Source organism: Singulisphaera sp. GP187, from assembly GCF_900129635.1.
Taxonomy (GTDB): domain Bacteria; phylum Planctomycetota; class Planctomycetia; order Isosphaerales; family Isosphaeraceae; genus Singulisphaera.
Genome location: NZ_FSRB01000002.1, coordinates 1,318,240 through 1,343,295, shown reverse-complemented (window position 1 = coordinate 1,343,295; position 25,056 = coordinate 1,318,240). Strand labels below are relative to the sequence as shown.

Below are 25,056 nucleotides of genomic sequence, written 5' to 3'. Positions count from 1 at the left end.
CAACATGAGAGTCTTAGCGACCACGCGCGTCCTCTGTTGCTTCTATTGCTGCGGCTTCGCGACCTTGGCGATCGCCCACGGGAGTGAGGACAACCGGCTCGAGCCCCAGCCGGACGCCGCCGCGCAGGCGGTCGGCAGCAAACCCGAAGATCGCCTCTCGATGACCCCACCCGTGGCCTGTCGGTCGATCGATGGGTTCGAGAACTTCGAACCCTTGCCGGGCGCGGCCCTGACCGCGGACGAGAAGCTGCTCGTCTATTACCACCCGCTCAACTACCGCATCATCAAGACCGGCGCGTCGAACCACATTCATCTGATCCAAGCCGGTCAGATCCGCCGCCGCGGCGAAAAGACGGTCTTGCTCCGCAAGGAGAACTTGCTCGACTTCGAGATCAAGGTCGATTATCCGCCGAACCCGATCTACCTGAAGAATTCCGTTTCGCTCAAGGGATTGAAGCCCGGCGAATACGACTACGACCTCATCCTCCGCGACAAGCACGCGCCGACCCAGGTCGCCAAGGAGACGCTTCGATTCCGGGTCGTTGCCGCCGCGCTCCCGAACGAGGATGACGACACGGCCAAGCCCGCGGAAAAAGCTTCGAGTGCCCGCTCCAAGTCACGAGCGCGACTGCGCAGGGCCTCGCACGCGAATGGCAAACGCAAACGCACCACGCGTCCGTAGGGGTTGATCCCCAACGGACGGAATGGCGTGTTCGCTTCCCAGGCGGGCGAGACGGCCTTCCTCGCACTTCAGGGCGAAGTCTTTGGCTGATTGGTACGCGGCGCGCTCAAGGCGGGTTGGTGGACGTCGTCGAACGGGAGGGATGCGCCCGGACCGGCTTCGAGTGAGATCCCCTTGGGGGTCGTCGCCGCCTTGAGGTAGACGTCCATCTGTTCGCCCACATAGAGGTCGACCGGTCGGTCATCGGGCAGGGCGTAGACGACTTGAAGGACCCTGGTATCGACGCGTTCGGAATTCGAGCCGGTCAAGCTCTGCTTCGGGATCACATAAGGTTCAACATACTTAAAACTCAGGTCAAACCGAACCAACGGACGGCCCTTGAGCGTGGCGATCGCTTCGGCATTCTTCTCAAAGTAAGGGAGGTCGTTCTCGTCGATATCGACCCGTACGTGCAGCCGGTCCACGTCGCCGAGGACCACCATCGGCTCCTTCCAGGTCATCGCCGCGAATTGGCCCAGGCGAACGTTGAGTTGAAGCACCCGGCCATCGGCCAAGGCCCGCACGGTGAGCCGGTCGAGCTCGATCTTGATGCTTTCCACCTGGCTCTGCGCCTGGGCGACGGTGGCCGCGGCGACGTCGAGGTCTTCCTTCCAGGTCCCGGCCAGGAGACGCTCCAGGTCGGCCTTCGCCTTGGCGGCGGTCGCCTTGGCGGCGTAGTAGTTGAAGCGGTCCTTGTCGTAGTCGCTGGCGGCGATCATCTGGCGGTTGTAGAGCTTCTCGGTCCGAGCGACCGCCGCCTCGGTATCGGCAAACTTCGCCTTCGCTTCTTCGAAGGCCGCCTGCAACGGAGGGACATCCTCCGGGCGGGGCGCGGCCCGCAACTTATGGAGTTGGGCCTGGGAGGCCGCTAACTCCGCCTCGCGAACCTTGCACTGCGACTTGAGGTCCCGTTCGTCGATCCGAAAAAGCGGATCTCCCTTTTTGACATAATCACCTTTTTTAACGTAAATCTCCCAGACAACCCCAGGCACGTTGGTCCCGATCGGGATGTTCTCTTTCTGGGCCTCGATCAGCCCCGCGCCGGCGATGACCTTGGTCTTGGTCGTCGGTCGTGTGGGGGGCGGAATGACCGGCGTCACCTTCTCAGTCGACTGCCGCGCTTGGACCACCGTGTAGAAGACCGCGAGGCTGACACCGCCGATCGCCACTAACGGCAAGACATATTTGTTAAACATCGCCGATTCTCTTCCTGTCGATGAGGGGGAGGGAGCCGATCAGGCGGCCGCCTCATTGGTCCGATCTTCGATCTCGACGATCACGCCGTCATCCATCCGGGCAATTCGATCGCCGAAATGGAACACGCGGTTGTCGTGGGTGACGACGACGACAGCGCGGTCGGCCCGGACGGCCGCCTCGCGGAGCAGTTCCATGACGGTCAGGCCGGTTTCGTGGTCGAGTGCCGCGGTCGGCTCGTCGCACACCAGGAGCCGAGGCTCATGGACCAGGGCACGCGAGATGGCGACCCGCTGCTGCTGGCCTCCGGAAAGCTGGGACGGCAGGCTCTCCGTCTTCTTGGACATGCCGATCGAGCTCAAAACATCCCGCGCCCGCTGCACGGCCTTCTCCCGCTTCCAGCCGGCGATCACCAGCGGGATCGCCGCATTCTCGGCCGCCGTCAACGCAGGCAGAAGGTTGTACTGCTGGAACACAAACCCAATATTCTCCGCGCGAAACCGAGTCTTCTGGCGGTCACGCATCGCCGTAACCTCGTTGCCAAAGATCTTCACTTCTCCTTCGTCGCAATCGAGGATCCCGGCAATCACGGACAGCAGGGTCGTCTTGCCGCAGCCCGACGGGCCGACGATCATCGACATCTGCCCCATGTACACGTCCCAATCAACTCCCCGGAGCGCGAGAACTTTCTGGTCGCCCGCCCCGAAGTGCTTGGTGACGTTGCGGATTCGGACCGCCACCTCGAGCCCCGGCCGGGCCGGGCGATCGCTCACTTCCATCGCGGCTGGATTCATCCCGACCCTCTCCCTTTAATCTGGAAGGATGGATTCGTTCAACCTCAACCACGGAAAACGACCGCGGGTTCGAGCACGATGACCCGCCGAACGCTCACGAGGCTGGCCAGGATGCAGATCAAGACGACCGCGACCGCCGTGATCGGGAGAATCGGCCAGTAGGGATAGAAGGCGAGCTCGGTTCCTTCGTTGACCATCCCGAACACGGCCCCGAGCCCCACGCCGATGCCGTAGCCGAGCAGGCCGACGACCGTCGCCTGAAGCAGGATCATTTTGACGATCCGGAAGTTGGTCGCCCCCATCGCCTTCAAGGCACCAAACTGCTTCAGATTCTCAAGCGTAAAATTGTAGAAGGTTTGACCGGCGATCGCCGTCCCGACCAGGAACCCGAGCGCCGCGGTGATGCCGAAATTGATCGGAATCCCCGTGTACTTGAAGTAGTACCCCATGGTCTTCCAGATAAACTGCTCGCTCGTCAGAGCACCAAGGCCGGTCTGCCGGCGAATCTGCTCGGCGACCTCTTCCGGCTTCCGCCCCGGCTCGGTCTTGGCCAGCACGTACGACAGGATCTTCCGCTCCTGAGGCGCAAACAACTTGGCCCGCGAATAAGTCGTGTAGACAACCGGATTCGACTGAAACGTACGGGTCGCCTCGCAGACCCCGACGATGATCGCCCGGTGGTCGTTCATCTCGAGTTCCTTGCCGACGAACCAGTCGTAGTTCTCGTAGATCTCCTTGGCCTGATTGGGGAAGAGCTTGGGGAGCCGGTTCTTGTCGATGATGATGGCATCGGGCCGGCGGAGCGCCTGGCGACTGCCCGCGAGGATTCGACTCGGTGGCGGAGCGCCCACCATCGATGAGTCGTCAAGCCCGATCAAGATCACCTGCTCGATCACCTCCTGCTTCTGGCCGTCCCGATCGTACGAGTTGAGCTTCGCACGCGCCTGGCCCTTGTAGAGCGGCACCGCCCAGAGGACACCGTCGACCCCGCGGACCCGGTAGAGGTTGTTCTCGATCATCGGCTTGACGTCGTCCACGAACCGGACGTTCGGGTCCATCACCCAGAGGTCGGCCCCCGTGATATCGATGACCTGCCCGGCAGTCCGGCGCATCAGGCCGCAGAAGATCGACCCCTGCTGCATGATCAGGAGCGCCGCGAAGGTCAGCCCCATGACGATCCCGAGGAACTTCGCTCGGTCACCCATCAACATCTTCAACGCGATCCAGGACATCGCCGTTCTCCTCTTCGTTCCCTCGTGGCAGGACCGTCCGCGCCCCGAGCCCGACTCCTCCACCGCTCGACTCCCCCGCCGCGTTCAAGGGGGGGACCAGCCCCAGGGCCGCCAGACAGAAGGTGGCGATATGCTCGGTCAAAAAATCGAGGTCGAGCGCCTCGAACGCGTCGGTCCCGATCAACCGCTCGGAAACTGGCCGGGCCATCTTGTAGTGGAGACACTGGCCGATCACGCTGAAGGCAAGCGCGTGAAGCCGCCGCTCATCCGCGTCGCCACAAACTTTGCGGAGGATCCCCAGCAACCGCTCGAACCGAGGCCGGATCGCCTCACGGACAAGAACCTCCGACGCCGAGGTCGGCTGAAGCATTTCCCGGAGAATCAGCGTGTGATGCCACTTCGGTTGCCCCCGGAGCGAGACCACGTGGCTCAAGAAGTGGTGAATATAACGGCGGAGCTGGTCGGCCGGCTCCGCTTCCTGAAAGACCGAGTCGGGCAACACTTCACTGCCACACCGGTGCGCCTCGAGTACAGCCTCGGTATACAAACGCTCTTTATCACCGAAATGGTAGTTGATCGCCGCAAGGTTCACTTCCGCCCGGCGACAAATCGCACGGACCCGCGCCGCGTCGAACCCCTTCTCGGCAAACTCCTCGCCAGCCGCTTCCAGCAGCCGCGTCTTGGTCTGGTCGGGTATGGCCATGTTCACCTCGCCCTGAAACGACCGTTTCAAACAGCCGTTTGAAACAAGTGTATTGATCCCATCGAAAGAGTCAAGGGCAATTGATGCGAGCGACCGGAGGAGGCCAAGGCGAGACCAGTGGCGGAAGGACGGGACTCGGCGGCTTGCGTCGAACGTGCACCCGTTGAGGATAGTCGATTCGCATCCGAATCCAGCCATCATCCGGGAGTCTTGATTTAGCAAGAAAATAACGAACAATAGGAAATCAACTCAGGTATTTCGGTAAATCCCCAGTTTTCCTACGCAGGAAAACAATGAAATTCAAGAAAATTCCGACTGTAGTCGAGCTCGCAACCTTTCTACGAGAAGGGCGAGTTCAACTGCCTCCCCTCAGCTTGGAGTGGGAGGAGATCTACCCGTCACAGAGGCGAGAAACCTGAGGCCTTCGCCCGCATGGATGGGGCGGGACGTTGCCACCGATTCGTGATCGAGGTCCAACGGCTTTCGACGCCGAAGGCCCTCTCCGAGGCGGTTGAACGGGTGCGTCGGTACGCCCGCCCCCCCGAGTTCTATCCGCTCGTCGTCGTGCCCTACCTCCCGGAAGCGAGACTTGCGGAATTCGAGTCGGCCGGAGTGAGCGGGATCGATCTTTGCGGAAATGGTGTCGTCGTCGTGCCGAACGAACTCCTCGTCTACCGCACGGGGTGTCCGAACCGGTTCCGATCCGAGGACGAGATCAAGAACGTATTCCGTGGTAACAGTTCGTTGGCCGCGTGAGTGTTCCTCCTCGTCCCCAAATTCATGTTGAGCGAGACGAAAGATCCCACTGCCTATTTCGACAACCGACCTGGGCTCGCGGCCTCTCACGTGCAGACACACTTATAGTTTGCGACCGGCGACAAGCGGGCGAAGGAAACGCGAACGCAGCTCCGCCGCGCGATCCTCGAGTCACTCGCACGGGCGCGGGCATGGGAGTCATGACTCATGAAACAAATCATATAAATAGAGTCGAGGAGTGGCGCAGTAGCTGAACGCCCCGTTTCCACTCCCCGCTCATCGAACCGGACGGGCGTAGGGTAGGCGGCTGGCGAGGTTCGGCTTGTGCCGGGGTTCGTGAGCCCGTAATGCGACAGCAGTGACGGGCAACCGGCTACGTCCTTTTCCATCCACCCCCCTCAGAACCGCTCGTGAATCTTTCGATTCAAGCGGCTCGCCAGTGGTCTATGCTTAGAACGAGTGCCGCCTCGGTCGTTCTCGATGAATGGCCGCGTGGCACTTTTGACAGACAACCAGGGTCTTGCGGCGGCGCGCAGCCATCCGCTTGATCCAGGGCGGCTTCTCGCCCTGTCCTGGTCGGTTCAGATCCGCCAACTTGTGGACGTGGTGGACCTGACAGGCCCCTTCGGCGCCACACAGTTCGCATTTCTGAGCCAGAAGGCGCTGCACCACCTCGCTCCGAACACCGAAGACTTCCTTGGGGTGGTCGTTGAGGATGGCGTACTTCTGCCAGCGAAGTTCAATGCCCCCGAAGCGTGCGACCAGCGGTTTCTTCTTCGGTCCGCGATCGACGATCACCTCCAGTACCTTTTGTGTGCCGTGGGGGACTTCCACGGTTTTCTGGTATTTCCGATAGACCTGGTTGACGGAGGTCTTGAATTTATCCGCCAACGTATGGGTCAACGAAAGTTCCATCACCCGATGAAGTCGCCAAAGGCGATGGACGTTAAAGGCCAGGAGATAGCACTGGAAGAGGCCCCGATATTCGGCTTGGTACTGGGTCACGATGCTGAAATCAGTCTCATGGAGCCGAGCAGCCAGTCGACTCGGTTTGCCTCGCTGCATGTATCGAGAGCATTTCGTCCGGATGACATCCGCGGGGACCTTAAGCCCCGGTGCGCCGTTGATACAGCGATGACCGCGAGGATCGTGCTTCTCGTCGGCATCCAGGGTAACGATCTCATAGCCGAGAAATCGTGCCGCCTCCGTTCGCGCATGGGTAATCAGCGTCTTCCCCCGGGAGAGTTCGAGCTTGAGCGAGTCGCGCAGGAATTCCTCCAGTTGACGCTTGATCTGTTCGGCTTCCTCCCGTGGTCCACTGAAGCCGAGCAGGAAGTCATCCGCATACCGGACATACCACAATCGCCGGAAGTCGGGATCGTTGGGATCGCGCGAGGGCATCTGCTGGGCCTGTCGGCGTAACAGCCATGCCTCGTGGGTTTTCTCAGCGTCCATCTTCCTTCGAGCGGAGTTGAGTAGGGCCATGTAAGGCGGATAGGGCTTCCGTCGTTTTCCGTGGTTATGAGCTGGAATTAACACGGTCTCGACAAACTGATCCAACTTGTCGAGGTAGACGTTGGAAAGGATCGGGCTGGCCACGGCGCCTTGTGGAGAACCACTCAACGTCGCGTGATATTTCCAATCTTCCAAGTAACCCGTGTCAAGCAAGTTGGCCAGCAACCGCAGGAAGCGTTGGTCGTGGAGTTTCTCGTTCAGGATCGACAGCAAAACCGGGTGGTCGATGCGGTCGAAACATTGAGAGATGTCTCCTTCGATGAACCACTTGACCCCTCTCCAGCGTTGGGTGATCTCTCCGAGGGCGGTATGGCAACCTCGATGGGGTCGGAACCCGTGAGAATGTGGGCTGAACTGGGGCTCGTAGTAGGCGTTCAACAGGGATCGCACTACTTCTTGCAGCAGCTTGTCCGACCATGTGGGGATCCCGAGCGGACGTAATTTCCCTGATTTCTTGGCAATGTACGTTCGTCGGGCTGGAGTCCATCGATATCGTTCATGACGCAGCGCGTCGATGATCGCATCGATTTTCTCCAGGGACATGGCATCTACGGTCTCCGGCGTCGAACCGGGGGTCATCGCACCGTCATTGCGGTAGATTCGCCCATAGGCACGCAGAAATAGGTCGGGGTTGAACAGTTGCCGATAGATGTCTTCCAGCGGCAGCCTTCGTCTGCCACGTTCGCTGATGACTCCTAAGATCGTTTCGGCGTTTCGCATCTCGCGTACCTTGACGTCTTGGTCGTCAGACCACCTGTCTCCCTTCGCCATGTGGTCGGCTTTCCCGACCTCCGACTACTACGAAGACTCCGTGACCTTGGGGCTCGCGCCCGTTAGGCCATCCCGCGTTCCGTTGGTCTTGAACGTATCGAGCGTGACGTAGACGCCCCATTCATCCCCTTGAATGAATTCGTTATCCATCGCTCTCCCAGACGGAGGTGGCAGTCCGCAAAACCGAACGGTCCGCCCCTGGGGACGCTGCGTTCGAGACGCTGTAGCAGCGAGTGTGCGGTTGCACCGCTGGGGATTGGGATTCAGGCAATCCAGCTTTCGCCCTATCACGCGGGTCTTGCGGGACGGCACCTTCAGCGTCTTCCAGTGACCCCCGCTTCTCTGGCATGCTGTTTTCCCCTCCGGCTTTCGCCTTCAGGTCAACCAGATGACCCAGGAACATTCCTCCGAGTTCCTCCTGATTGTGTCAGGGATTCAAGGCCGCGTTCCGCGGCGCACGGTTTTCCCGCATCCGGCTCTCGGACAAGCACTCACCCCTTTGCCCACGGAAAGCTTCGTGGGCGATCACATAAGCGAATGAGGCCAAATTCGTCATGAAGCCTCGCGTCGGGGAATCGTGTCGTTCCGCGACTCTGCACCTTATGCTTCCCCCGAAGCCACTGGCGGAGCCGATGCCGCGTGTAGCGGTCAATGGCGCGGTAGGCCGGGCTGACAGGTCCGAGACAGAAGTAGTTCGACCATCCCAGAAGCATCCGGTTCAGTTTCGCCACCCGGTCTTCGACCGTCGTCCACAGCCATTGTCGTTCGGTCAACTCGTGGATCTCGGCCTTAAGGCTATCGATCGACTTCGCGGACGGTTTTGTACCAATGTACGAGCGACCCGTCCGCGCGGAGTGACACAATCCGATCGTATAACTCAGGAAGGTCACGCTTTCCTTGGGCACGCGGCATAGACGCGTCTTGGTCTCGTTCACCGTCAGCCGCAGCCTCAACATCATCGATCGCATCACCCGCATCGCCTCGTCGGCACTGCCGCGGCAACAGATCACGAAATCATCGGCATAGTTGACGATGTGAGCGTCCAGACGACGCTCATGCCCCAATACCTTCCAGCCCAGAATAAACTGCCGCATATAAATATTCGCCAACAGCGGCGAAATCGGAGATCCTTGCGGGCTACCCCGGCCTTCGTCCTTGTTGCGGGTCGTTCGACGACGCCGCCCTCGGTCGTCGACTTCTTCCGCCGGTGCTTCGAGCCACATCTTGATCAGCTTCAAAAGATGCCGATCGCTGACGCGGCGCGAGACTGACTTCATCAGCTCCGAATGAGGGATGCTATCAAACGAGCCTGTCCGCCACCCCGGTCGGCCTGGCTTGTCCCTCGCGGGCGTCCCGTTGGGAGTCACGCGCTCCCACCGATGGGGTTCCCCGTGTTGCCTCGGTTCTCCGTGTGCTCGCATGCCGTCGTCATTACCCCGGTGGAACCACTGGTTTTCTGTCGCTTCACGAGGCGTGAGCCTCATTTCCCCAGCGGCTGCGGCCTTCCCCGATAAATAGGCGGGTCGGCTTCCACGTTAAAACTTTCGAGGCCTGCTCGACGTTCACTCACATTACGGCCTGCCAACTCGCCGAGTCGCTGGTACGACCCGTTTTCTCGAAGGCTCCGGCGGCTTCGTTACCTCCACCACCGCTTCGATAGCTACCGGCTGGAGCGACTGAGTTAGCCGGGTGGGAGTTGCACCCACTGAAGAACCAGACCTTTTCACGGCGCACCATCTATTCACAATTAAACATTGTTTTTGGCTTACATTCCCTATCCTCGAATGGCCTCAATGATCAATGCGACAGAACGCCGCACCTGCCGAGCGTGGAGAGGAAAAGGCCATAAATTCCGCGTCTCCTTGACACTTTGGTGCGTGAACGAGATCATATGAGGTTCGTAGTATCACGCCCAAAGTCCGCCCCATGGTTCCCTCGGCATGCCGGTCCGCTTGCAATCCACCGACCTGTGCCCCTCTCGCCATCGAGCCTATCTCGTGGCGCTGGTCGCACTCGGGTTGATCGTTGCTGGCGGAGACGCGAGGGCTTCTTCCTTGTCGGCCTCGACCGCGACGGAAGCGAGTGACCACGGTCACACGTGCAAGTGCGGGCCGCGATGTCGCGGCGCCTCGTGCTGCTGCGGGCCGAAGAAACCAAAGGCGTCGGCTCTTCCTCCTGCTCTTTCGACACCTACGACGACTTCGCCCGAGAAGGGCGATTCAGGCCCGTGTTTCGCCGCGGCACCCTGCGGCGACTCGGCGACCCCGTCGGGCAGCTTCTCAGGCCCCACGGGCAAAGCGGCGACGTTCATCAGCGACCTCGCCGCTCACGTTCTTGAGACGAGTCGGCTCGCCTCGCGTCCCGATTCCGTCCTCCTCCCCGCCCACCATGCCTCTCGCCTGGAGAGGCCTCCGAGGGTGGACGCTCTGGCCTGACCGTTCAGGCCACATCACCGACGCTACTCCCCGTTGCTCCCTAGTGAAGCCTCGGGCCCTGCTACGTCCGTCGCGTGACTGCTCATGTCTTGCTTCGACCGCGATTTAACGAGTCGCCGGTCCAGGTCAGCGTGCGCACTGAGCATCCCCCCCCTTGGAAGAATACACAGATGCAAAATCGAAAAGCATTCACCCTGATTGAACTCTTGGTGGTGATCGCCATCATTGCCGTGCTGATTGCCCTCCTTTTGCCCGCCGTCCAGGCCGCTCGAGAAGCGGCCAGGCGGGCTCAATGCACGAACAACCTCAAGCAAATCGGCCTGGCGATGCATCTATACCATGATGCCGCGGGCGTGTTCCCCCGCGGCAGCGACACGCATGAGTACACTTTCAGTCCGCTTGCGAGAATCTTCCCGCATATCGAGGGGAACGCGCTCTTCAACGCGATGAACTTCGACCTCGGCTTGCGGTACAGCCCATCCACGGGGTTGGGGGCGAAGGTCCGGGCGGAGAACACGACGGTGACCTGCGTCCTCTTCAACGTGTTCCTCTGCCCGAGCGATGGCGCGAATTCCGCTGTCATTGAGGAACAATGGCGGCCGACGAATTACTCGGCGAACAACGGGTCAGGGCATCCAGACGGGGCCTCCGCCGGAGGTGACGGCGTGATGTTTCATCAGTCGTCTGTTCGCTTTGCGGATGTGATTGATGGCCTTAGTAACACGGCGATGATGAGCGAATCGCTAGTTGGCAATCAGCAAACCTCAACGGGTATGGTTCCGTCCGAACACCGACGTCAGAACATCCACACGGGTTCAGCGGTCCCACCGACGGTGGGGATTTGCCAGGTCAGCACGGGGACGAGCTGGGCGGGAAGCCGCAACATCGCCTGGGCGCTCGGGCGTTTGGATTCGGCCCTCTACAACCATTACTACTCGCCCAACGACAAGCGGCCGGATTGCTTCGCGGGCCGCTCTTACGGCTGGAAGACGGCGAGGAGTAACCACTCCGGTGGCGTCAATCTCGGCATGTCCGACGGCAGCGTGCGCTTCGTCAAGGATTCGATTGCGCTGACGAGCTGGATGGCCCTCGCGACGCGTGCGGGCGGCGAAGTGATCTCGTCGGACGCTTACTAAATCGGATTCGACTTACGGGAACCTCATCATGTCCGAGATCGCTCAGCCTCCAAGCCACAAAACGTGGCCCGATTATCGCGCCGTCTGGCGGTGGCACTTCTATGCGGGACTCTTCTGCATCCCGTTCGTCGTCGTGCTCTCGATCAGCGGCTCGATTTACCTCTTCAAGCAGGAGATTGAATCCTGGATCGACCGCCCTTACGACCGGCTCAGGTTAGAGGGGCGTCCCGCGGTTGCGTCGGAACGGATTCGTGCGGCACTCGAGGCCTTCCCGGGATCGACGTTGCAGGCTTATGAACTCCCATACGTCGCCTCCGATGCCGCTCGGGTGGTCGTCAGCCAGGACGGCAAGGCGATGCGCGTCTATGTCCATCCCGAGTCCTTGAAGATTCTCCATGCGATCGCCGAGGAAGACCGCCTGATGCGGTTGCTCTTCCGAATCCACGGCGAGCTGCTCATGGGTAATCGAGGGTCTGCGATCGTGGAGCTTGCGTCATCTTGGGCGATTATCATGATCGTGTCCGGCCTCTTCCTCTGGTGGCCTCGCGGAGTAGCGAGGTGGGGAGGGATCGTCTACCCGCGGCTCAGGCGAGGTTCTCGGGTCTTCTGGCGAGACATCCACAGCGTTACCGGAATGTGGATCTCGGGGTTCGCGCTGGTCCTGCTTCTCACCGGCTTGCCCTGGGCGAAGTTTTGGGGCGACAACTTCCGGACAGTGCGTCGGCTAACCGGCACGGCAGTGGCCCGCCAGGACTGGTCAAACGGATCGCCTCCGCGGGCGATCCGGGAGGAATCGGGCGGCTCCGGCGAACACAGTGGGCATGGGTCGACGGGGCGTGGTGGGCGGACCGCTTCGCGCCCGCCGGTCGATCTCACGTCGGTCGACCGGATCGTCGCGACCGTGAAGCCGCTTGGGTTGCTCCCGCCTGTTCTGATTGCGCCTCCGGGGGCGAAGTCATTTCGGGGCGGGAACACCACTTGGACGGCGAAGTCGATGACGGCGAACCGGCCATATCGCGTCGATCTGGTCATGGACGGAGCCACGGGCGCGATCAAGAGTCGCACCGACTTCGGCGATCGTCACGTTGTCGACCAGGTCGTGGGCGCGGGAATCGCCGTGCACGAAGGGCGGCTCTTCGGGTGGCCCAATCAGGTCCTCGGCCTCCTTACCGCGATCGGATTGGTCCTTCTCAGCGTGAGCTCGGTGGTCCTCTGGTGGCGTCGTCGGACTTCGGGCGTGCTGGGTGCTCCCAAAGTGCTGGTGCCCCCCGGCTTCTCGTTCGGCCTTCTCGTTCTCGTGACGTTGCTCGGGGTGTATTTACCCTTGTTCGGGGCTTCTCTCGTCTTGGTGCTGCTATTAGACGCTATTGTTCTGCGTCGCATCCCCCTGATTCGCGATTGGCTGGGCCTTCAGCCTCCACGCGAGGTCTTAGCCATGACGGAGGTCGCGACCTGATGTTCACGACAAGCCTTCCCGCTCGGAGCTCTTTCCTGGGAATGCGCCGAGGCTCGTCGCCGCGCCATTGCGGCTTCACGCTCATCGAATTACTCGTGGTCATCGCGATCATCGCAGTGCTGATCGCCCTGCTACTCCCGGCCCTCCAGGCGGCACGCGAGGCGGCTCGACGCGCCCAGTACACCAATAACCTCAAGCAACTCGGCCTGGCTCTTCACAACTACGAGAGCAGCAACCAGTGTTTCCCCGGGGCGAGTAGCGTGAACGACAGCGTCTACGCCTACTCAATGCAGGCGAGACTTCTCCCCTACGTCGAACAGAGCAATCTCCAACAGCTCGTCGATTTTAACAAGCCAGCGCTCCTGATCCCGTCCTCACCGCTCTCGATCCACCCCGCTTCGATGACGGCCGCTCGGACCGTCGTCAGTTTGTTCCTCTGCCCGAGCGACGGCCAAAAGCTGCAGTTCAGCGGCTACACCGGGGCCGAGGTCGTCGGGACGAATTATGTCGCGGGCTTCGGAACCGGCCTCCTGACGTATTACGACCCGGCATTCCTCTCCGACGGTGTCTTCTGGTTCGGATCGCAGACGCGGTTCGCGAACATGACCGATGGCACCTCGAACACGCTCGCCATGTCTGAATGCCTCCTCGGTTCGGGGACCGATCAGTCGGGCCCCCTCGCGACCATCCCGAAGCCATTGCGTCCGATGGCGAACGCCTCGGCTGGTCACTCACGCGTGCTCAACTCGCCGGGTGGAGTATCACCGGCCCTCACCGATGCCGATGCGCCCGCTGCCACGAACTGGCGGGGCGACCGAGGTTCACCGTGGATTTGGGGCCAGGCGAACGCCACACTCTTCAATACGTACCTTAGTCCCAACAGCTCTTCACCGGACACGTTCTCCCACAACCGCGGATGGTTCGCGGCCCGGAGCAATCATCCCGGCGGGGTGAATGTCGTCTTCTGCGATGGACACGTCCAGTTCGTGAAGAACACCGTAAACGTCGCGACCTGGCGGGGTCTCTCAACCCGGGGCGGTGGCGAAGTCATCTCGGCCGATTCTTACTAAAAGGGGGTGACCCGTGAATCGCGTTCACTTCACGCTCATCGTGCTCGCTTCGGCGACGTTCGGTAGTCTCTATGCCATGGTCCGCCTGCGGTCGGAGCTACCGGCGACCGAAGAGGAACTGGTCATCATCGAAGGGTCGACGAAGCATATCGTGACGCCGGAGATGGCCGGGGCGAGTCGAGCGATGCTTGATCGCCCGGCCCCAAATTTTTCAAAAGCCGCGACTGACGGTAAAACCTATCGGCTCGAGGAGATGCTTCGAAACGGGCTGGTCATCCTAACGTTCGTCAAGGAAGGGTGCCCTTGTAGTGATGCTGCCCAGCCCTTCTTCAATGAGCTCCACGCCGCCTATCCTCGCGTCTCGATACGGGGTGTCATCAACGTCGCGGCCGAACCCGCGAAGCGGTGGGCGGATAAATTCCATGTCACCTATCCGTTGCTCCTTGACCCGAACGAGGAACTGGTCCGGGATTATGGCGTCGAGAACTCGGCGTACGTCGTGCTGATTGGGTCTAACGGTGAGATCGCGAAGCATTGGCCTGGCTACTCAGAGTCGATGCTCAGGGAACTGGGCTCGTTGACAGCCAAGATGACAGGTTCGCCGGAGAAAAGTCTCAGCTTCGCGGATGCCCCGACGGACCTCTACACCGGCTGCCCCTACGATCTTTGAAAATTAGGGAGTGTTCACGATGCAACGCATCATCGCCTTGGCCTTTGCCCTAACCACGGTCAGTGTCCTGCCGAGCCTTCGCGCGAACGATGACGTCGAGAAGTCTCCGGCCGAGGTCGTGCTCAAGGGGCTCGACCCCGTTTTACTCCTGGAAGGCAAGGAGAGGACGGGAGTCGAGGATTTTGCTACCACGAGGGGCAGGTTTCGCTACCTCTTCACGGATGCCGAGCACAAGGCACGCTTCGACGCGAGCCCCGATCGCTTCTCGGTCCAGGGTGAAACGTGCACGATGATGCCGAAGGTTCCTGCTTCACCCGACCTGTACCTGGTTCACGACGGCAAGATTTTCCTCTTCGGCTCACCGCGGTGCGTGGCCAGCTTCAAAGCCGACCCGGCGGCGTATTTCAAGCCTCGGAAGAACGTCGCAATCCTCGTCTTTGATGGCGTCGAGCTGCTCGATTTCGCGGGTCCGGGCGAGGTTTTCACGTGGGCGGGCCGCGGCCAGGCGTACAACGTCTACACGGTCGGGAGGAGCGAGAGTCCCATTGTGAGCCAGGGATTTCTCTCGGTCACCCCGCGCTACGGCATCGGGAATTGTCCGAAGCCGGACCTTCTCGTCATCCCCGGAGGATCGGTCCGCGAGACATCGGCAGATCCGGCAATCATCAAATGGATTCAAAATACGGCGGAAGACGCGGAAGTGGTGCTCTCCGTCTGCACCGGTGCCCTTTTGCTTGCAAAGGCCGGTCTGCTTGACGGCCTGGAAGCAACGACGCATCGAGAGTCGCTCGACGCACTGAGGAAAGCAGCAACGAAGACGAAGGTGATCGAGGGACGACGCTTCGTGGATAACGGCAAGGTCGTCACCTCGGCCGGTGTTTCGGCCGGAATCGATGCGTCGCTGCACGTGGTGAGCCGACTCCTTGGGCCGGAAGACGCGAGCGAGGTGGCTCGAATGATGGAATATCGATGGGAGCCGGATAAGAAGAAGGCGGAGTGATCGCACCGATCAGAGCGGAGCCGTAAGGGCGACATACCGTCATTGTCGGTCGACCACTCCGCGGGACCTCGTCCTAAAACGCATCAGCCGAAATGACTTCGCCACCCGATCGTGTTCCGAGGGCGTGCCACGTCGTCAAATTAATTGATTCTTTGACGAACGCGACATGCCCATCCACGAACGCGGCATTAACGCCGCCGGAGTGATTGCTTCGGGCGGATTTCCAGGGGGCGGCGCCGCTGTGGAAGGTGCAGTCCATCGTCCGTGTGTTCGGCGGGAGGGCGGTATTGCCCATCGTACCGTCCTCGAAGTTTCCCGCGTACCATGCCCCCATCTTGATCGCACTTTGGGCGATGGGTGCCTCACAATTCCCTGCGCTACCGGCATTATTCAGGTAACGCTTCACGTCCGTAGATGTGCCAGCGGCCACCTCGTAGCTTCCAGGACTCCCCGGGCCGCGAAGGCTCTCGGAAAAAGCCAGCGTATTCGACGTCCCGTCGGTGAGGGCCGCGAGCCGGATAAACGAGTTCGTGAAGAGCACTCCTGTGGAGCCCACCCCATTGCCCTGGATGCCGCCTATCGTCTCGCCCGCCCCGCTGATCATCAGGTAGTTGGTCCCCTTGAAGGGCGTGGAAGCACGCCCGGAGACCGCCTCGGGGAAGCCGTCGCTCGGACAGAGGAGTGTTTGAACACTCGTCGTGTAGCACGTCAAATTCTGCGGCCAATAGGCATACGCCTGGCCAGGTCCGCCCAAGACCCCAAGGGTGAAATTCATGCTGTTATAAACCGGTGATCCTTCGAGGAACGGCTGAATGGTTGCGGCAGCCCCCCACCCCATGTGATCCGCGGGGATGGTCGGGTCGAGGGAATTGGGCCAAGACGCCTTACCGGCCGGGAGCGAGCCCTGCGAGGCCTCGTAATTCATCGTGGCGAGCATTACCTGCTTCAGGTTGTTCGTGCATTGCGACCGTCGCGCCGCCTCGCGGGCGGCCTGGACAGCCGGAAGGAGAAGGGCAATCAGGACCGCGATGATCGCGATCACCACAAGCAGTTCAATCAAAGTGAAGCCGCTTCGCCTTCGCATCGTCATGCTCCCCAGACCTGGATCAATCGCTGACCTCTGCGATACGCCCGGTATCATGTTTCGCAAAATCGTAACACCCCTGAGCGTATGATGAGCCTACCGATCGCTTTACCGGCGCACAAGGGAGTGGTTCTCGATTCGGCACATCGATTGACCTACACCCAGGCAAGGTAGCGACGGGAGTTGCGGTCTGGGGCCATCCCTAAGTTGGGCTTGCAGATGGTGGTGAGGAATTCGGGGAACCGCTCACCAGCCCAGGAAATCTAGGGTATTATCGGACGATGGTTATCGAGGGACGAAGCCACTACCCAGTCGATTGTGGCTATGATCGTGCGATAGGACGATACGAGTAACGATGCAGTGTGTGCATCTTAGGCGCAAGTTAGCGATGCACTGAACGCGTTGTCGGAACGTCCAATGCCACGGTGAGTCGACGCATCCAATGACCTCCCCGGTGGCATCGGCGAATTGGTTGGCCGAAAGATGTGAGGTCGGAGACATGAAGGATGCCGGGCCCTGATGCGCTCCGAGACTCTGAATGGATTCGGTAATTGCTTGGCGAGACGGATCGACTCGCATTAGAATGGATGGTCGCTGGTCGCTTCGCGACTGACGCTCTTCGCCGAATGAATGCCCCACCGAGTCGAGCCACCCCATGGATCCGGAACGCGAACAACATCGACGGACCTACCAGCTCTGCCGCCTCGGATTCGGGATCCTCTCGTTCGCGCTGCTGGTGGCGTGCGTCACCATGATCTTGGGCCACATTGGGCTCTTCTTCCGTCCCGGGGCGATGCTCTGGATCTTTCGGACACGATTATGGCACTGGAGCGACGTGCCGGTCGTCTGGGGAAGCTTGCTCGGAACCTACTTGCTCTGGGGGCGTTGGTCCGACGCCGGCTGGCAGCGTCGGAGCGGCCTGCTCCTGCTGATGTGCTTCTGCGACGCGTTCTTCTGGTTTCTCGAGCACGGGGCCGAGCTCGGCTTGCGAATCAGCGAGGTCGGGCACGAATGGCTGCGGATGGAGATCGGGCAGGCGCTGGGCTGGGCTCAGTTCGCGCTGATCGCTAGCCTTTCCTGCGACCTGATGGCCCATCTTGGGGTTGAGCAGGCGCCCGAGGCGGGGAAATCCACCCGTTCACTGGCCGCCACGGGGGCCGTGGTCTGGTTCTTCTACTTCCTCGAGCAAACGACGTGGCAGGCCTGGCCCCTCCGGCCGAGGCAGTTGGACTCGCTCGAGTCGCTGCTCCTCTTTCTCGGCTTCACCATGATCTTCACGATCACCCTGATCCAGGTCACCGCGCTCTCGGTGGCGGCAACCCGGCAGGCAGGCCGGATGGTGGCGGAGATGGACCACGAAGACCAGCAGCACGACCTTTTCGGTGCGCCCTCGGAAGCCGACTTCGACCTGCTCTCGGTGCAGCACTCCGACGCCTCCTCGGGCCGGTCGCAATCGGGCTCCCGAGGCAACGACGACGGTTTCTGAGGAGCGACTGAGGACGAAGCCAAGCGGGTTCGTAGTGGGTACGGCCCACCTGGATTCGCCTGCGCGAGTGAACGACAGCGGATTCCAACTTGGAAGGAAGGCTTCAGCCTGCCAGTACCTCGGACGAATCAGGCTGAGACCGATTCCACGAGCAGAACAAAAGGGGTGGGCCGTGCCCACCCTACAAGATGGCAAACCCCTTGGCCTTAGTCCGAACCGGCCAAGGAAACGGTGGCTGGGAGGAGTTCGCGAAGCGACTTGGGCAAGGGGAAGTGGACGTGCTCCTCGCGAACCCATTCCTCCTGAATCGTCGCTCCATAGGTCCGTTGCAGGTATTCGATACACTCCTGTACCACGTCCTCAGGCGCACTGGCGCCGGCCGTGATCAGAACCGACTCCACGCCGTCGAACCACTCGGGGCTCATTTCGGCAACGCCGTCGATCAAGTGCGAGTGCGGACCAAGCCCCTTGGCGATCTCGGCCAGCCGTTTGCTGTTCGAGCTGTTCTGGCTGCCCAGCACCAACACCACATCGGCCCGCTGCGCCAGCTCGCGCACCGCTTCTTGGCGGTTCTGCGTCGCGTAGCAAATGTCATCCTTGGGCGGATTGTCGATCAGCGGAAACTTCTTCCGCAAGGCCGAGATCACCTGGTTCGCGTCATCCACACTCAAGGTTGTTTGGGTAAGATAGGCGATTTTGGACGGATCAGGGACTTCTAGGCGGTCGACATCCTCGGCGGTTTCGACCAGGATCATCCGATCGGGAGCTTCGCCCATGGTGCCGATGACCTCATCGTGCCCTTCATGGCCAATGAGGATGATCGTGTACCCTTCCTTGGCGTACTTGACGGCTTCGAGGTGGACTTTTGTGACGAGCGGGCAGGTGGCATCGATCGCGCGAAGGTTGCGCTGGCGTGCCTGCTCGCGAATTTGGGGCGAGACGCCGTGGGCGCTGTAGAGTAGGGGAGCACCTTCGGGGACTTGTTCCAGCGATTCGACGAAGACAGTGCCTCGGCGGAGAAACCGTTCGACCACATACTTGTTGTGGACGATCTCGTGGTAAACGTAGAGCGGGGCCCCGAAAAAATCGAGAGCACGCTCAAGGCTTTCAATAGCCATGTTTACCCCGGCACAAAAACCGCGGGGATTGGCCAGAATGATCTTCATCGCGGGAAATCCTCCGGCGGGATCGAGTCCATGATGGTCCTATCCTAAGCGTTTCCCGGCCGGACGGAAAGACGGACCATGCCAGGGCCGTTTCGCCGGAAGGCCCGTTTGCTTGCAAGGGCTTGGGGGGATTGCTACGATCCGGGTCGGGCTTGGACGTTGAACTGCTCTCGAGAGACCGCCCATGACCGAGCGAGAAGCTCGTCTCCGTGACGCCGCAGGGTTGGCGGAGATCCTCAACGAGATGGCGGGGCGGATCGCCAAGGATCGATGCGCGGGGGCTCCGTTGCGTCTGGTCGGGATTCGTACCCGCGGCGTGACGATCGCGGAACGGCTCGCGCTGCTCCTCGCTCCTCTGGTGGGTCAAGCGGTGCCGGTCGGCGCGGTGGATATCACGCTCTATCGCGACGACCTGGGCCAAGGGGAGCGCTGGCCGGTCCTCCGGGGCACCGAGATCGCGTTCGACGTGGAAGGGGCCGAGGTCGTGCTCGTCGACGACGTCCTCTTCACGGGTCGGACGGTCCGCGCCGCGATCAACGCGGTCTGCGACCTGGGCCGGCCCGCCTGCGTCCGGTTGGCGGTCCTGGTCGACCGCGGACACCGCGAGATTCCGATCCAGCCCGACGTCGTCGGCCTGGCGGTCACGACCGATCGGACCGAGCGCGTTCGCGTCCGCGCCCGACCGATCGACCCGGTGGACGAAATCGTTCGGATCGCCGCCCCAAACTGACCTTTGTTTGTTGCCGAACCCCCCTCAGGGGAGATCGACCAGATCAGATCTATGGAACCGCACGCCTCGTCGACAACGCCGACGGCCTGGACCCGCAAGCACCTGCTCGGGCTCGAAGACCTCACGCGCGAAGAGATTGTGGCGATCCTCGACACGGCCGACTCGTTCGCGGAAATCTCGCAACGAAGCCGTAAGAAGGTCCCAGCGCTCCAAGGCCGCATCGTCTTCAATCTCTTCTTCGAGAACTCGACCCGCACGCGGACCAGCTTTAGCCTCGCTGCCAAGCGGCTCTCGGCCGACACGCAAGACTTCACCGCCAGTTCATCGAGCCTCTCCAAAGGGGAGACGTTCATCGATACGGCGCGAAATATCGAGGCGATGGGGGCCGACCTCATGGTCGTGCGGCACGCCACCCCGGGCGCCCCTCACTTGCTGGCCCAGCACGTCAACTGCTCGATCATCAACGCGGGAGACGGGGCCCACGAGCATCCGACCCAAGGGCTGCTCGACCTGATGACCATCCGCCGCGCCAAAGGAAAAATCGACGGGCTCACCGTCGCACTGGTGGGGGATATCAGCCATTCCCGGGTCGCCCGGTCGAACATCTGGGGCCTCACCAAGCTGGGGGCACGGGTGATCCTCTGCGGCCCACCGACCCTGGTGCCCAGGAGCATGGAGCGGCTCGGCTGCGAGGTGGCCTATCACCTCGACGAGGTTTTGCCCCACTGCGACGTGGTCAACGTGCTCCGGATCCAGTTCGAGCGCCAGGCGAAGGCCCTGTTTCCCTCGGTCTCGGAATACTCGCAACTTTACGGGATGACGCAAGCGCGGGTCCTCAAAGGTAAAGACAACTTGCTCGTCCTGGCCCCCGGCCCCATCAATCGCGGTGTCGAGCTGACGCCCGAGGTGGCCGACGGTCCGAATTCGGCCATTCTCGATCAGGTCACCAACGGACTGGCGGTCCGCATGGCCGTGCTCTATCTCCTGAGCGGGAAGATGGACTCCAAAGCGACCGGCGGCGACTCATCAACGGAAAGGGATGCCTGACGTGGTCACGATCCACATCACGGGCGGGCGGATCATCGACCCCAGCCAGGAAATCGACCAGATTGGCGACCTCTGGATCAGCCGAGGGCACATTCTGCCCGCCGGGGGGGCATCGGACGACGCCGAGGTGGTCATCGATGCCACCGGCCTGATCGTCTGCCCAGGCCTGATCGACGCCCACGTCCACTTGCGCGAACCGGGCAACGAGGAAGACGAGACAATCGCCACGGGAGCGGCCTCGGCCCTGGCCGGCGGAATGACCTCGGTCGCCTGCATGCCCAACACGATCCCGGCCATCGACAACCAGGCGGCCGCCGAATTCGTGATTCTTCAGGCTCAGCGTGCCCGCAAGGTGAACGTCTACCCGGTCGGGGCCGTCAGCAAGGGTCGCAAGGGGGAAGAGCTAGCCGAGCTCGGTCAGTTGGTGGCCGGCGGCGCGGTCGGCTTCACCGACGACGGCGCGCCGGTGGCCTCGGCCTCCTTGATGCGCCGAGCGCTCCAGTACGCCAAGATGTTCGATCGCGTCATCATGCAGCACTGCCAGGTGCCTGAGCTCACCGGCGGCGGCGTGATGAACGAAGGCTTCGAGTCGACCCGGCTCGGCCTGGGGGGAATGCCCGCCGCCGCCGAGGACATCATGGTCGCGCGGGACATCCGCCTGGCCGAGATCACCGGTGGCCGGCTCCATATTCAGCATATCTCGACAGCCCGATCGGTTGAGCTCGTCCGCGAAGGCAAGCGTCGCGGGGTTCGGGTGACCGCCGAGGCCTGCCCGCACCACTTCACGCTCACTGACGAACGGCTCCGCACGTTTGACTCGAACTTCAAGATGAACCCGCCCCTGCGAACCTGGAGCGACGTCGAAGCAGTGATCGGCGGCCTCAAGGACGGGACGATCGAGATCCTCGCCACCGACCACGCGCCGCACGCTCCCGAGAAGAAGATGCGCGAGCTCGACCAGGCTCCCTTCGGCATCGTCGGGCTCGAGACCTTGTTGCCGATCTCGATCCTCGGCCTGATCGAGCCCGGGCACCTGAGCTGGCCCGAGATGATCCGCAAGCTCACGATCAACCCGGCCCAGCTCCTGGGGATCCCCAAGGGAACCCTCCAGCCCGGCGCCGATGCCGACGTCACCCTGATCGACCCCGAAGCCCGCTGGACGATCGACCCCTCGAAGTTCCTCTCCAAGAGCCGCAACACCCCCTACGGCGGCTGGGAAGTCCGGGGCCGTGCCCACACCGTGATCGTCAGCGGCGAGGTCCGCTACACGCTGGGCGGGATCGTGCAGCAAGGCTCGAAGTCCGACTCCTGACAAGAACCGCTCTCGCGAGGCCGATTCGAGCCGAGAACAAAAGGAAGAGGCGTGGTGCGCGGGGTCCGCGTTGGGACCCCGTGGCACCTGGCAAACCATCGTTTTGCCAACGATCGCGCGGGTCGCTCCAAAAACTCGCCTCACGGCCTGTGAGATCTCGACCTTCCCGGCAAACTCATTAGGGGTAGAATCCTCAGCTCAGGCGAAGGGGTCAATCACTCATGCTCGACCCGTCTGAGGTCGTCGTGATACTGGACCAGCTCGACCGGGGCAACCGGGACGCGTTCCGCCACCTCGTACGCGCCTACAGCTTGTCGCTACGCAGCTACATCGCGAGTCAGGTTCACCACCTCGAAGATGTGGATGACCTGGCCCAAGACGTATTCATCGTCGCGTTCAGGAACCTCGGCACCTTCCGACGTGGCGATGACTTCGGAGCTTGGCTGAAGGGGATTGCCCGGAACAAGCTCTCGGATCACTTTCGGAGCGCGGGTCGGCGACACAACGCCTTGGAGCGGTTCCGCGAAGCGATCGCGCACACCGTCCAGGACGACCTGGACCGAGCAACCGCCAAGGATGATGACGTGACGATCGAGGCATTGCTCCGTTGTGTGGGCCAGCTCCCCGAAAAGCTTCGCAGGGTGGTTCGCGCCGGCCTGGACGGGGAAAAGCCTGCCGCACTCGCCGAAGAATTGGTGACCTCGGTGGCGGCCGTTTACAACTTGCACTACCGCGCGAATCAACTTTTGCGTAACTGTCTGCGGAAGGAACTGGATTGATGGAGCCGGACCTTCAAGAATTGCTGACAGCCTGGATGAGCGGTGAGGTCGAACCAGCCCGTTACGACCAACTCCTCGCGCGCATTCGCGAGGATTCCGAATTCCGGAAAGCGTTCGTCGAAGAGATCCGCCTTCTCGGGATGCTCAAGGCCGTGCAGTCGTCGCAACCGCGCTGGCTCCAGTTGGAAGACGAGATCGGTTGGAGCGTGCAGCGCCCCACCGATTCCAACACGATCGAGGAAGCCGTCGCACGACTGGTGCTCGACGATCCGATCGAGGGACGGTCTCGGAGACGGCGACGAGCCTGGGTTCCGCTCCTCGCAACCGCGGCCGCCCTCGTCCTGATCGGCTTGGGGACGGTTTTCTCGATCGCGACGCGTCGGGCGGCTCCCGGCCCTCAGCCGGCGCCGAACTCCAGCTTCATCGTGAACGCGTCGCTCGGCTCCCACGACGTGGGCCTCGCGATGATCCTCCAGCTCGAGGGAGTTCGCTGGTCCGCGACGGACGGCCCCAGGCTCGCCGTCGGAGAAATCCTCAAGGCGGGCCGACTCCGGCTCCAGTCAGGACGCGCCACCCTTTCCATGCTGAACGGCGTGACGATCGTGGTCGAGGGGCCGGCCGACCTCGACCTGGTGTCCGTTGACCAGGTCTTCTGCCGCCAAGGTAAGCTTCGGACCCGGGTCCCCGAGGGGGCCGAGGGCTTCGTTGTCTCGGGACCGGGCACGGCCGTCGTCGACCTGGGGACCGAGTTCGCGGTGAACCACACCACCGAGGGCCGCGCCCGGGGACGGGTCTACCAGGGCATGGTCGAGGCCACGGTCCTGAGCCCGGCCGGCACCCCGCAGCGAAGCCAGTTGCTCTCGGAGAGCAAGACGTTCGAGATCAATCCGGGCGCGGGCCAGATTGACAAGATCGAGGGGGCCGAACAGTTCGCTGCCCCCTCGGATCTCGCCGCCACTCCATTGACCCTCGACCCCGCCTATCCCCGCGCCGTGCTCGACTCGCGCCCTTGGGGCTACTGGCGATTCGAGAGCCGCGATGAGAATTCGTTTCCGAACCAGGTCAGCGGCGGCTTGCCCCTCCTCATCCACGGGCCAATTCGCCAGACGACGGTCTCAGAGGGGAATCGAAGCATCGAGTTCATCACCGGTCACACCGGCCAATATCTCTCGCTGCCTGAGCCATGGCAGCCACTCGATCCCCGCGGGTACGCGGTCGAACTCTGGTTCTTGCCGACGTCAATCGCCCATGCCGCACTCGCGAGTCTACTCACTCCGGCCGACTCGAACCGCCATACGTTCCTGCTTGAACTCACATCTCGTAACCGACTGACTTTGCACAAACCGGCCTCGATTCGGTTCGTTCATCGTCTGCCTCCCGGTGCCAACGGGGGCGATTACACCTTCTCTGACCAGTACTATATTCCGTACCGCTGGCACCATCTCGTCGGCCAGATCAACGGCGATCAGATGGAGGTGTTCGTCGATGGCAATCCGAGCCCGCCGCTGCATGTCGCGCCCGGCAAGGCGACCCCGGCCGGCCAATTCCTCCTGGGCCGGCTCACCACTCGGCCAAAGCACGAGCCCGGCTCGAGCCGTCCGTTCTACGGCCGGATCGATGAGGTCGCCATCTACAACCAGCCACTCTCCAAAGCCGAGGTCCAGCGCCATTTCCAATTGGCGTCTCCCCGTGCCGGCACGGTGGATTGATCCGCGAGAGCGGATCGGCTCTGCGCGGCGGATGGCCTTACGGGTCCCTGGGTTTCGACAATCCGGGGGAGTCGAACTTCAAAAAAAGGGGCCTTGTCCTGAGAGATCCGCGGGGCTCCGGCAAATTAGTAGTATTCAAGAAGTCTTTCCCCTGGTGTCGTGCGGCCTTCGTCGGAACGAGGGACGGTAAGTCCTCCCCCCTTCATGGTGGCCAGCCGCTTCACAGCGACGGTCTTTGTCCGCGCCGAGCGTTCCACCCGTGCTGATTGGGAACAATCAGACCGCGCGGA

At 61.9% G+C, this 25,056-nt stretch carries 23 protein-coding genes; 13 read left to right on the top strand and 10 right to left on the bottom strand.

Features of this window, described 5'->3' with window-relative positions; genetic code table 11:
- The first annotated feature begins 4 nt into the window (after positions 1-4).
- Positions 5-682, top strand: a complete 678-nt coding sequence (locus BUS42_RS29740) for a hypothetical protein (protein WP_074313093.1) — start codon at positions 5-7, stop codon at positions 680-682.
- Positions 683-750: 68 nt separating this feature from the next.
- Here the strand turns inward: BUS42_RS29740 and BUS42_RS29735 are convergent, their stop codons facing one another.
- Genes BUS42_RS29735 through BUS42_RS29720 form a run of 4 tightly spaced genes read right to left on the bottom strand, consistent with a single transcriptional unit; the run spans position 751 to position 4,644 of the window.
- A complete protein-coding gene (locus tag BUS42_RS29735) occupies positions 751-1,917 on the bottom strand; it encodes an HlyD family secretion protein (RefSeq protein ID WP_074313091.1) in 1,167 nt (388 codons plus the stop codon).
- Between the two features lie 39 nt (positions 1,918-1,956).
- Entirely contained in the window at positions 1,957-2,709 is a 753-nt protein-coding gene (locus BUS42_RS29730; protein ID WP_074313089.1) for an ABC transporter ATP-binding protein, read from the bottom strand.
- Positions 2,710-2,753: 44 nt separating this feature from the next.
- Positions 2,754-3,941, bottom strand: coding sequence for an ABC transporter permease (locus BUS42_RS29725; RefSeq protein ID WP_074313087.1), 1,188 nt, complete (start codon positions 3,939-3,941; stop codon positions 2,754-2,756).
- Positions 3,907-4,644 (bottom strand): CerR family C-terminal domain-containing protein, encoded by a 738-nt coding sequence (locus BUS42_RS29720; RefSeq protein ID WP_254053878.1) that lies wholly within the window; start codon positions 4,642-4,644, stop codon positions 3,907-3,909. The genes BUS42_RS29725 and BUS42_RS29720 overlap by 35 nt, the downstream gene beginning before the upstream one ends.
- A 462-nt stretch (positions 4,645-5,106) precedes the next feature.
- Between BUS42_RS29720 and BUS42_RS45550 the strand changes: the two genes are divergently transcribed.
- Positions 5,107-5,400: a hypothetical protein gene (locus tag BUS42_RS45550; protein ID WP_254053877.1), complete on the top strand. Its 294-nt coding sequence runs from the start codon at positions 5,107-5,109 to the stop codon at positions 5,398-5,400.
- Positions 5,401-5,850: 450 nt separating this feature from the next.
- On the opposite strand, the gene BUS42_RS29710 is transcribed toward BUS42_RS45550, so the two are convergent.
- The 4 genes from BUS42_RS29710 to BUS42_RS43885 all read right to left on the bottom strand — a co-directional run bounded on the left by BUS42_RS29710 (position 5,851) and on the right by BUS42_RS43885 (position 9,997).
- A complete protein-coding gene (locus BUS42_RS29710) occupies positions 5,851-7,635 on the bottom strand; it encodes a reverse transcriptase/maturase family protein (protein WP_074315485.1) in 1,785 nt (594 codons plus the stop codon).
- Between the two features lie 78 nt (positions 7,636-7,713).
- Positions 7,714-7,836, bottom strand: a complete 123-nt coding sequence (locus tag BUS42_RS46085; RefSeq protein ID WP_256386212.1) for a hypothetical protein — start codon at positions 7,834-7,836, stop codon at positions 7,714-7,716.
- A gap of 341 nt (positions 7,837-8,177) precedes the next feature.
- Positions 8,178-9,107 (bottom strand): reverse transcriptase domain-containing protein, encoded by a 930-nt coding sequence (locus tag BUS42_RS29705; protein ID WP_410001721.1) that lies wholly within the window; start codon positions 9,105-9,107, stop codon positions 8,178-8,180.
- 671 nt (positions 9,108-9,778) lie between these two features.
- Entirely contained in the window at positions 9,779-9,997 is a 219-nt protein-coding gene (locus BUS42_RS43885; RefSeq protein ID WP_074313081.1) for a hypothetical protein, read from the bottom strand.
- Positions 9,998-10,291: 294 nt separating this feature from the next.
- Between BUS42_RS43885 and BUS42_RS29695 the strand changes: the two genes are divergently transcribed.
- The 5 genes from BUS42_RS29695 to BUS42_RS29675 are packed head-to-tail and all read left to right on the top strand — an operon-like array spanning position 10,292 to position 15,453.
- Positions 10,292-11,257 (top strand): DUF1559 family PulG-like putative transporter, encoded by a 966-nt coding sequence (locus tag BUS42_RS29695; RefSeq protein WP_074313079.1) that lies wholly within the window; start codon positions 10,292-10,294, stop codon positions 11,255-11,257.
- A gap of 28 nt (positions 11,258-11,285) precedes the next feature.
- The gene (locus BUS42_RS29690) at positions 11,286-12,713 is read left to right on the top strand and encodes a PepSY-associated TM helix domain-containing protein (protein WP_074313077.1); all 1,428 of its coding nucleotides are present in this window, start codon (positions 11,286-11,288) and stop codon (positions 12,711-12,713) included.
- Positions 12,713-13,783, top strand: a complete 1,071-nt coding sequence (locus tag BUS42_RS29685; protein ID WP_254053876.1) for a DUF1559 domain-containing protein — start codon at positions 12,713-12,715, stop codon at positions 13,781-13,783. The genes BUS42_RS29690 and BUS42_RS29685 overlap by 1 nt, the downstream gene beginning before the upstream one ends.
- 13 nt (positions 13,784-13,796) lie before the next feature.
- Positions 13,797-14,453 carry a peroxiredoxin family protein gene (locus BUS42_RS29680; protein WP_074313075.1) on the top strand — a complete coding sequence of 219 codons (657 nt, stop codon included), beginning with the start codon at positions 13,797-13,799 and terminating at the stop codon, positions 14,451-14,453.
- 19 nt (positions 14,454-14,472) lie between these two features.
- Positions 14,473-15,453: a DJ-1/PfpI family protein gene (locus BUS42_RS29675; protein WP_216821097.1), complete on the top strand. Its 981-nt coding sequence runs from the start codon at positions 14,473-14,475 to the stop codon at positions 15,451-15,453.
- Positions 15,454-15,526: 73 nt separating this feature from the next.
- Here the strand turns inward: BUS42_RS29675 and BUS42_RS29670 are convergent, their stop codons facing one another.
- Positions 15,527-16,537 carry a DUF1559 domain-containing protein gene (locus BUS42_RS29670; protein WP_074313073.1) on the bottom strand — a complete coding sequence of 337 codons (1,011 nt, stop codon included), beginning with the start codon at positions 16,535-16,537 and terminating at the stop codon, positions 15,527-15,529.
- A 655-nt stretch (positions 16,538-17,192) separates the two neighbouring features.
- On the opposite strand from BUS42_RS29670, the gene BUS42_RS29665 reads away from it, so the two are divergent.
- The gene (locus BUS42_RS29665; RefSeq protein WP_074313071.1) at positions 17,193-18,023 is read left to right on the top strand and encodes a hypothetical protein; all 831 of its coding nucleotides are present in this window, start codon (positions 17,193-17,195) and stop codon (positions 18,021-18,023) included.
- A 206-nt stretch (positions 18,024-18,229) separates the two neighbouring features.
- On the opposite strand, the gene ispH is transcribed toward BUS42_RS29665, so the two are convergent.
- The gene (ispH, locus tag BUS42_RS29660) at positions 18,230-19,189 is read right to left on the bottom strand and encodes a 4-hydroxy-3-methylbut-2-enyl diphosphate reductase (RefSeq protein WP_074313069.1); all 960 of its coding nucleotides are present in this window, start codon (positions 19,187-19,189) and stop codon (positions 18,230-18,232) included.
- Between the two features lie 184 nt (positions 19,190-19,373).
- Between ispH and pyrR the strand changes: the two genes are divergently transcribed.
- The 5 genes from pyrR (at position 19,374) to BUS42_RS29635 (ending at position 24,766) form a co-directional block, all read left to right on the top strand.
- Positions 19,374-19,919, top strand: a complete 546-nt coding sequence (gene pyrR / locus BUS42_RS29655; protein WP_074313067.1) for a bifunctional pyr operon transcriptional regulator/uracil phosphoribosyltransferase PyrR — start codon at positions 19,374-19,376, stop codon at positions 19,917-19,919.
- A 51-nt stretch (positions 19,920-19,970) separates the two neighbouring features.
- Complete coding sequence (locus BUS42_RS29650; protein WP_074313065.1) at positions 19,971-20,966, top strand: aspartate carbamoyltransferase catalytic subunit; 996 nt, start codon at positions 19,971-19,973, stop codon at positions 20,964-20,966.
- The gene (locus BUS42_RS29645; protein WP_074313063.1) at positions 20,959-22,278 is read left to right on the top strand and encodes a dihydroorotase; all 1,320 of its coding nucleotides are present in this window, start codon (positions 20,959-20,961) and stop codon (positions 22,276-22,278) included. Before BUS42_RS29650 ends, BUS42_RS29645 begins: the two co-directional genes overlap by 8 nt.
- Positions 22,279-22,499: 221 nt before the next feature.
- Positions 22,500-23,057 carry an RNA polymerase sigma factor gene (locus BUS42_RS29640; protein WP_074313061.1) on the top strand — a complete coding sequence of 186 codons (558 nt, stop codon included), beginning with the start codon at positions 22,500-22,502 and terminating at the stop codon, positions 23,055-23,057.
- A complete protein-coding gene (locus BUS42_RS29635) occupies positions 23,057-24,766 on the top strand; it encodes a LamG-like jellyroll fold domain-containing protein (RefSeq protein ID WP_074313059.1) in 1,710 nt (569 codons plus the stop codon). Before BUS42_RS29640 ends, BUS42_RS29635 begins: the two co-directional genes overlap by 1 nt.
- Positions 24,767-25,056: the final 290 nt, after the last annotated feature.

Bases quoted from the DNA above. Each gene is read 5' to 3' on its own strand.
- BUS42_RS29740 (WP_074313093.1), top strand. From the start codon at position 5: ATGAGAGTCTTAGCGACCACGCGCGTCCTCTGTTGCTTCTATTGCTGC.
- BUS42_RS29735 (WP_074313091.1), bottom strand. From the start codon at position 1,917: ATGTTTAACAAATATGTCTTGCCGTTAGTGGCGATCGGCGGTGTCAGC.
- BUS42_RS29730 (WP_074313089.1), bottom strand. From the start codon at position 2,709: ATGAATCCAGCCGCGATGGAAGTGAGCGATCGCCCGGCCCGGCCGGGG.
- BUS42_RS29725 (WP_074313087.1), bottom strand. From the start codon at position 3,941: ATGTCCTGGATCGCGTTGAAGATGTTGATGGGTGACCGAGCGAAGTTC.
- BUS42_RS29720 (WP_254053878.1), bottom strand. From the start codon at position 4,644: ATGGCCATACCCGACCAGACCAAGACGCGGCTGCTGGAAGCGGCTGGC.
- BUS42_RS29710 (WP_074315485.1), bottom strand. From the start codon at position 7,635: ATGCGAAACGCCGAAACGATCTTAGGAGTCATCAGCGAACGTGGCAGA.
- BUS42_RS46085 (WP_256386212.1), bottom strand. From the start codon at position 7,836: ATGGATAACGAATTCATTCAAGGGGATGAATGGGGCGTCTACGTCACG.
- BUS42_RS29705 (WP_410001721.1), bottom strand. From the start codon at position 9,107: ATGCGAGCACACGGAGAACCGAGGCAACACGGGGAACCCCATCGGTGG.
- BUS42_RS43885 (WP_074313081.1), bottom strand. From the start codon at position 9,997: ATGAACGTCGCCGCTTTGCCCGTGGGGCCTGAGAAGCTGCCCGACGGG.
- BUS42_RS29695 (WP_074313079.1), top strand. From the start codon at position 10,292: ATGCAAAATCGAAAAGCATTCACCCTGATTGAACTCTTGGTGGTGATC.
- BUS42_RS29690 (WP_074313077.1), top strand. From the start codon at position 11,286: ATGTCCGAGATCGCTCAGCCTCCAAGCCACAAAACGTGGCCCGATTAT.
- BUS42_RS29685 (WP_254053876.1), top strand. From the start codon at position 12,713: ATGTTCACGACAAGCCTTCCCGCTCGGAGCTCTTTCCTGGGAATGCGC.
- BUS42_RS29675 (WP_216821097.1), top strand. From the start codon at position 14,473: ATGCAACGCATCATCGCCTTGGCCTTTGCCCTAACCACGGTCAGTGTC.
- BUS42_RS29670 (WP_074313073.1), bottom strand. From the start codon at position 16,537: ATGCGAAGGCGAAGCGGCTTCACTTTGATTGAACTGCTTGTGGTGATC.
- BUS42_RS29665 (WP_074313071.1), top strand. From the start codon at position 17,193: ATGGATCCGGAACGCGAACAACATCGACGGACCTACCAGCTCTGCCGC.
- ispH (WP_074313069.1), bottom strand. From the start codon at position 19,189: ATGAAGATCATTCTGGCCAATCCCCGCGGTTTTTGTGCCGGGGTAAAC.
- pyrR (WP_074313067.1), top strand. From the start codon at position 19,374: ATGACCGAGCGAGAAGCTCGTCTCCGTGACGCCGCAGGGTTGGCGGAG.
- BUS42_RS29650 (WP_074313065.1), top strand. From the start codon at position 19,971: ATGGAACCGCACGCCTCGTCGACAACGCCGACGGCCTGGACCCGCAAG.
- BUS42_RS29645 (WP_074313063.1), top strand. From the start codon at position 20,959: ATGCCTGACGTGGTCACGATCCACATCACGGGCGGGCGGATCATCGAC.
- BUS42_RS29640 (WP_074313061.1), top strand. From the start codon at position 22,500: ATGCTCGACCCGTCTGAGGTCGTCGTGATACTGGACCAGCTCGACCGG.
- BUS42_RS29635 (WP_074313059.1), top strand. From the start codon at position 23,057: ATGGAGCCGGACCTTCAAGAATTGCTGACAGCCTGGATGAGCGGTGAG.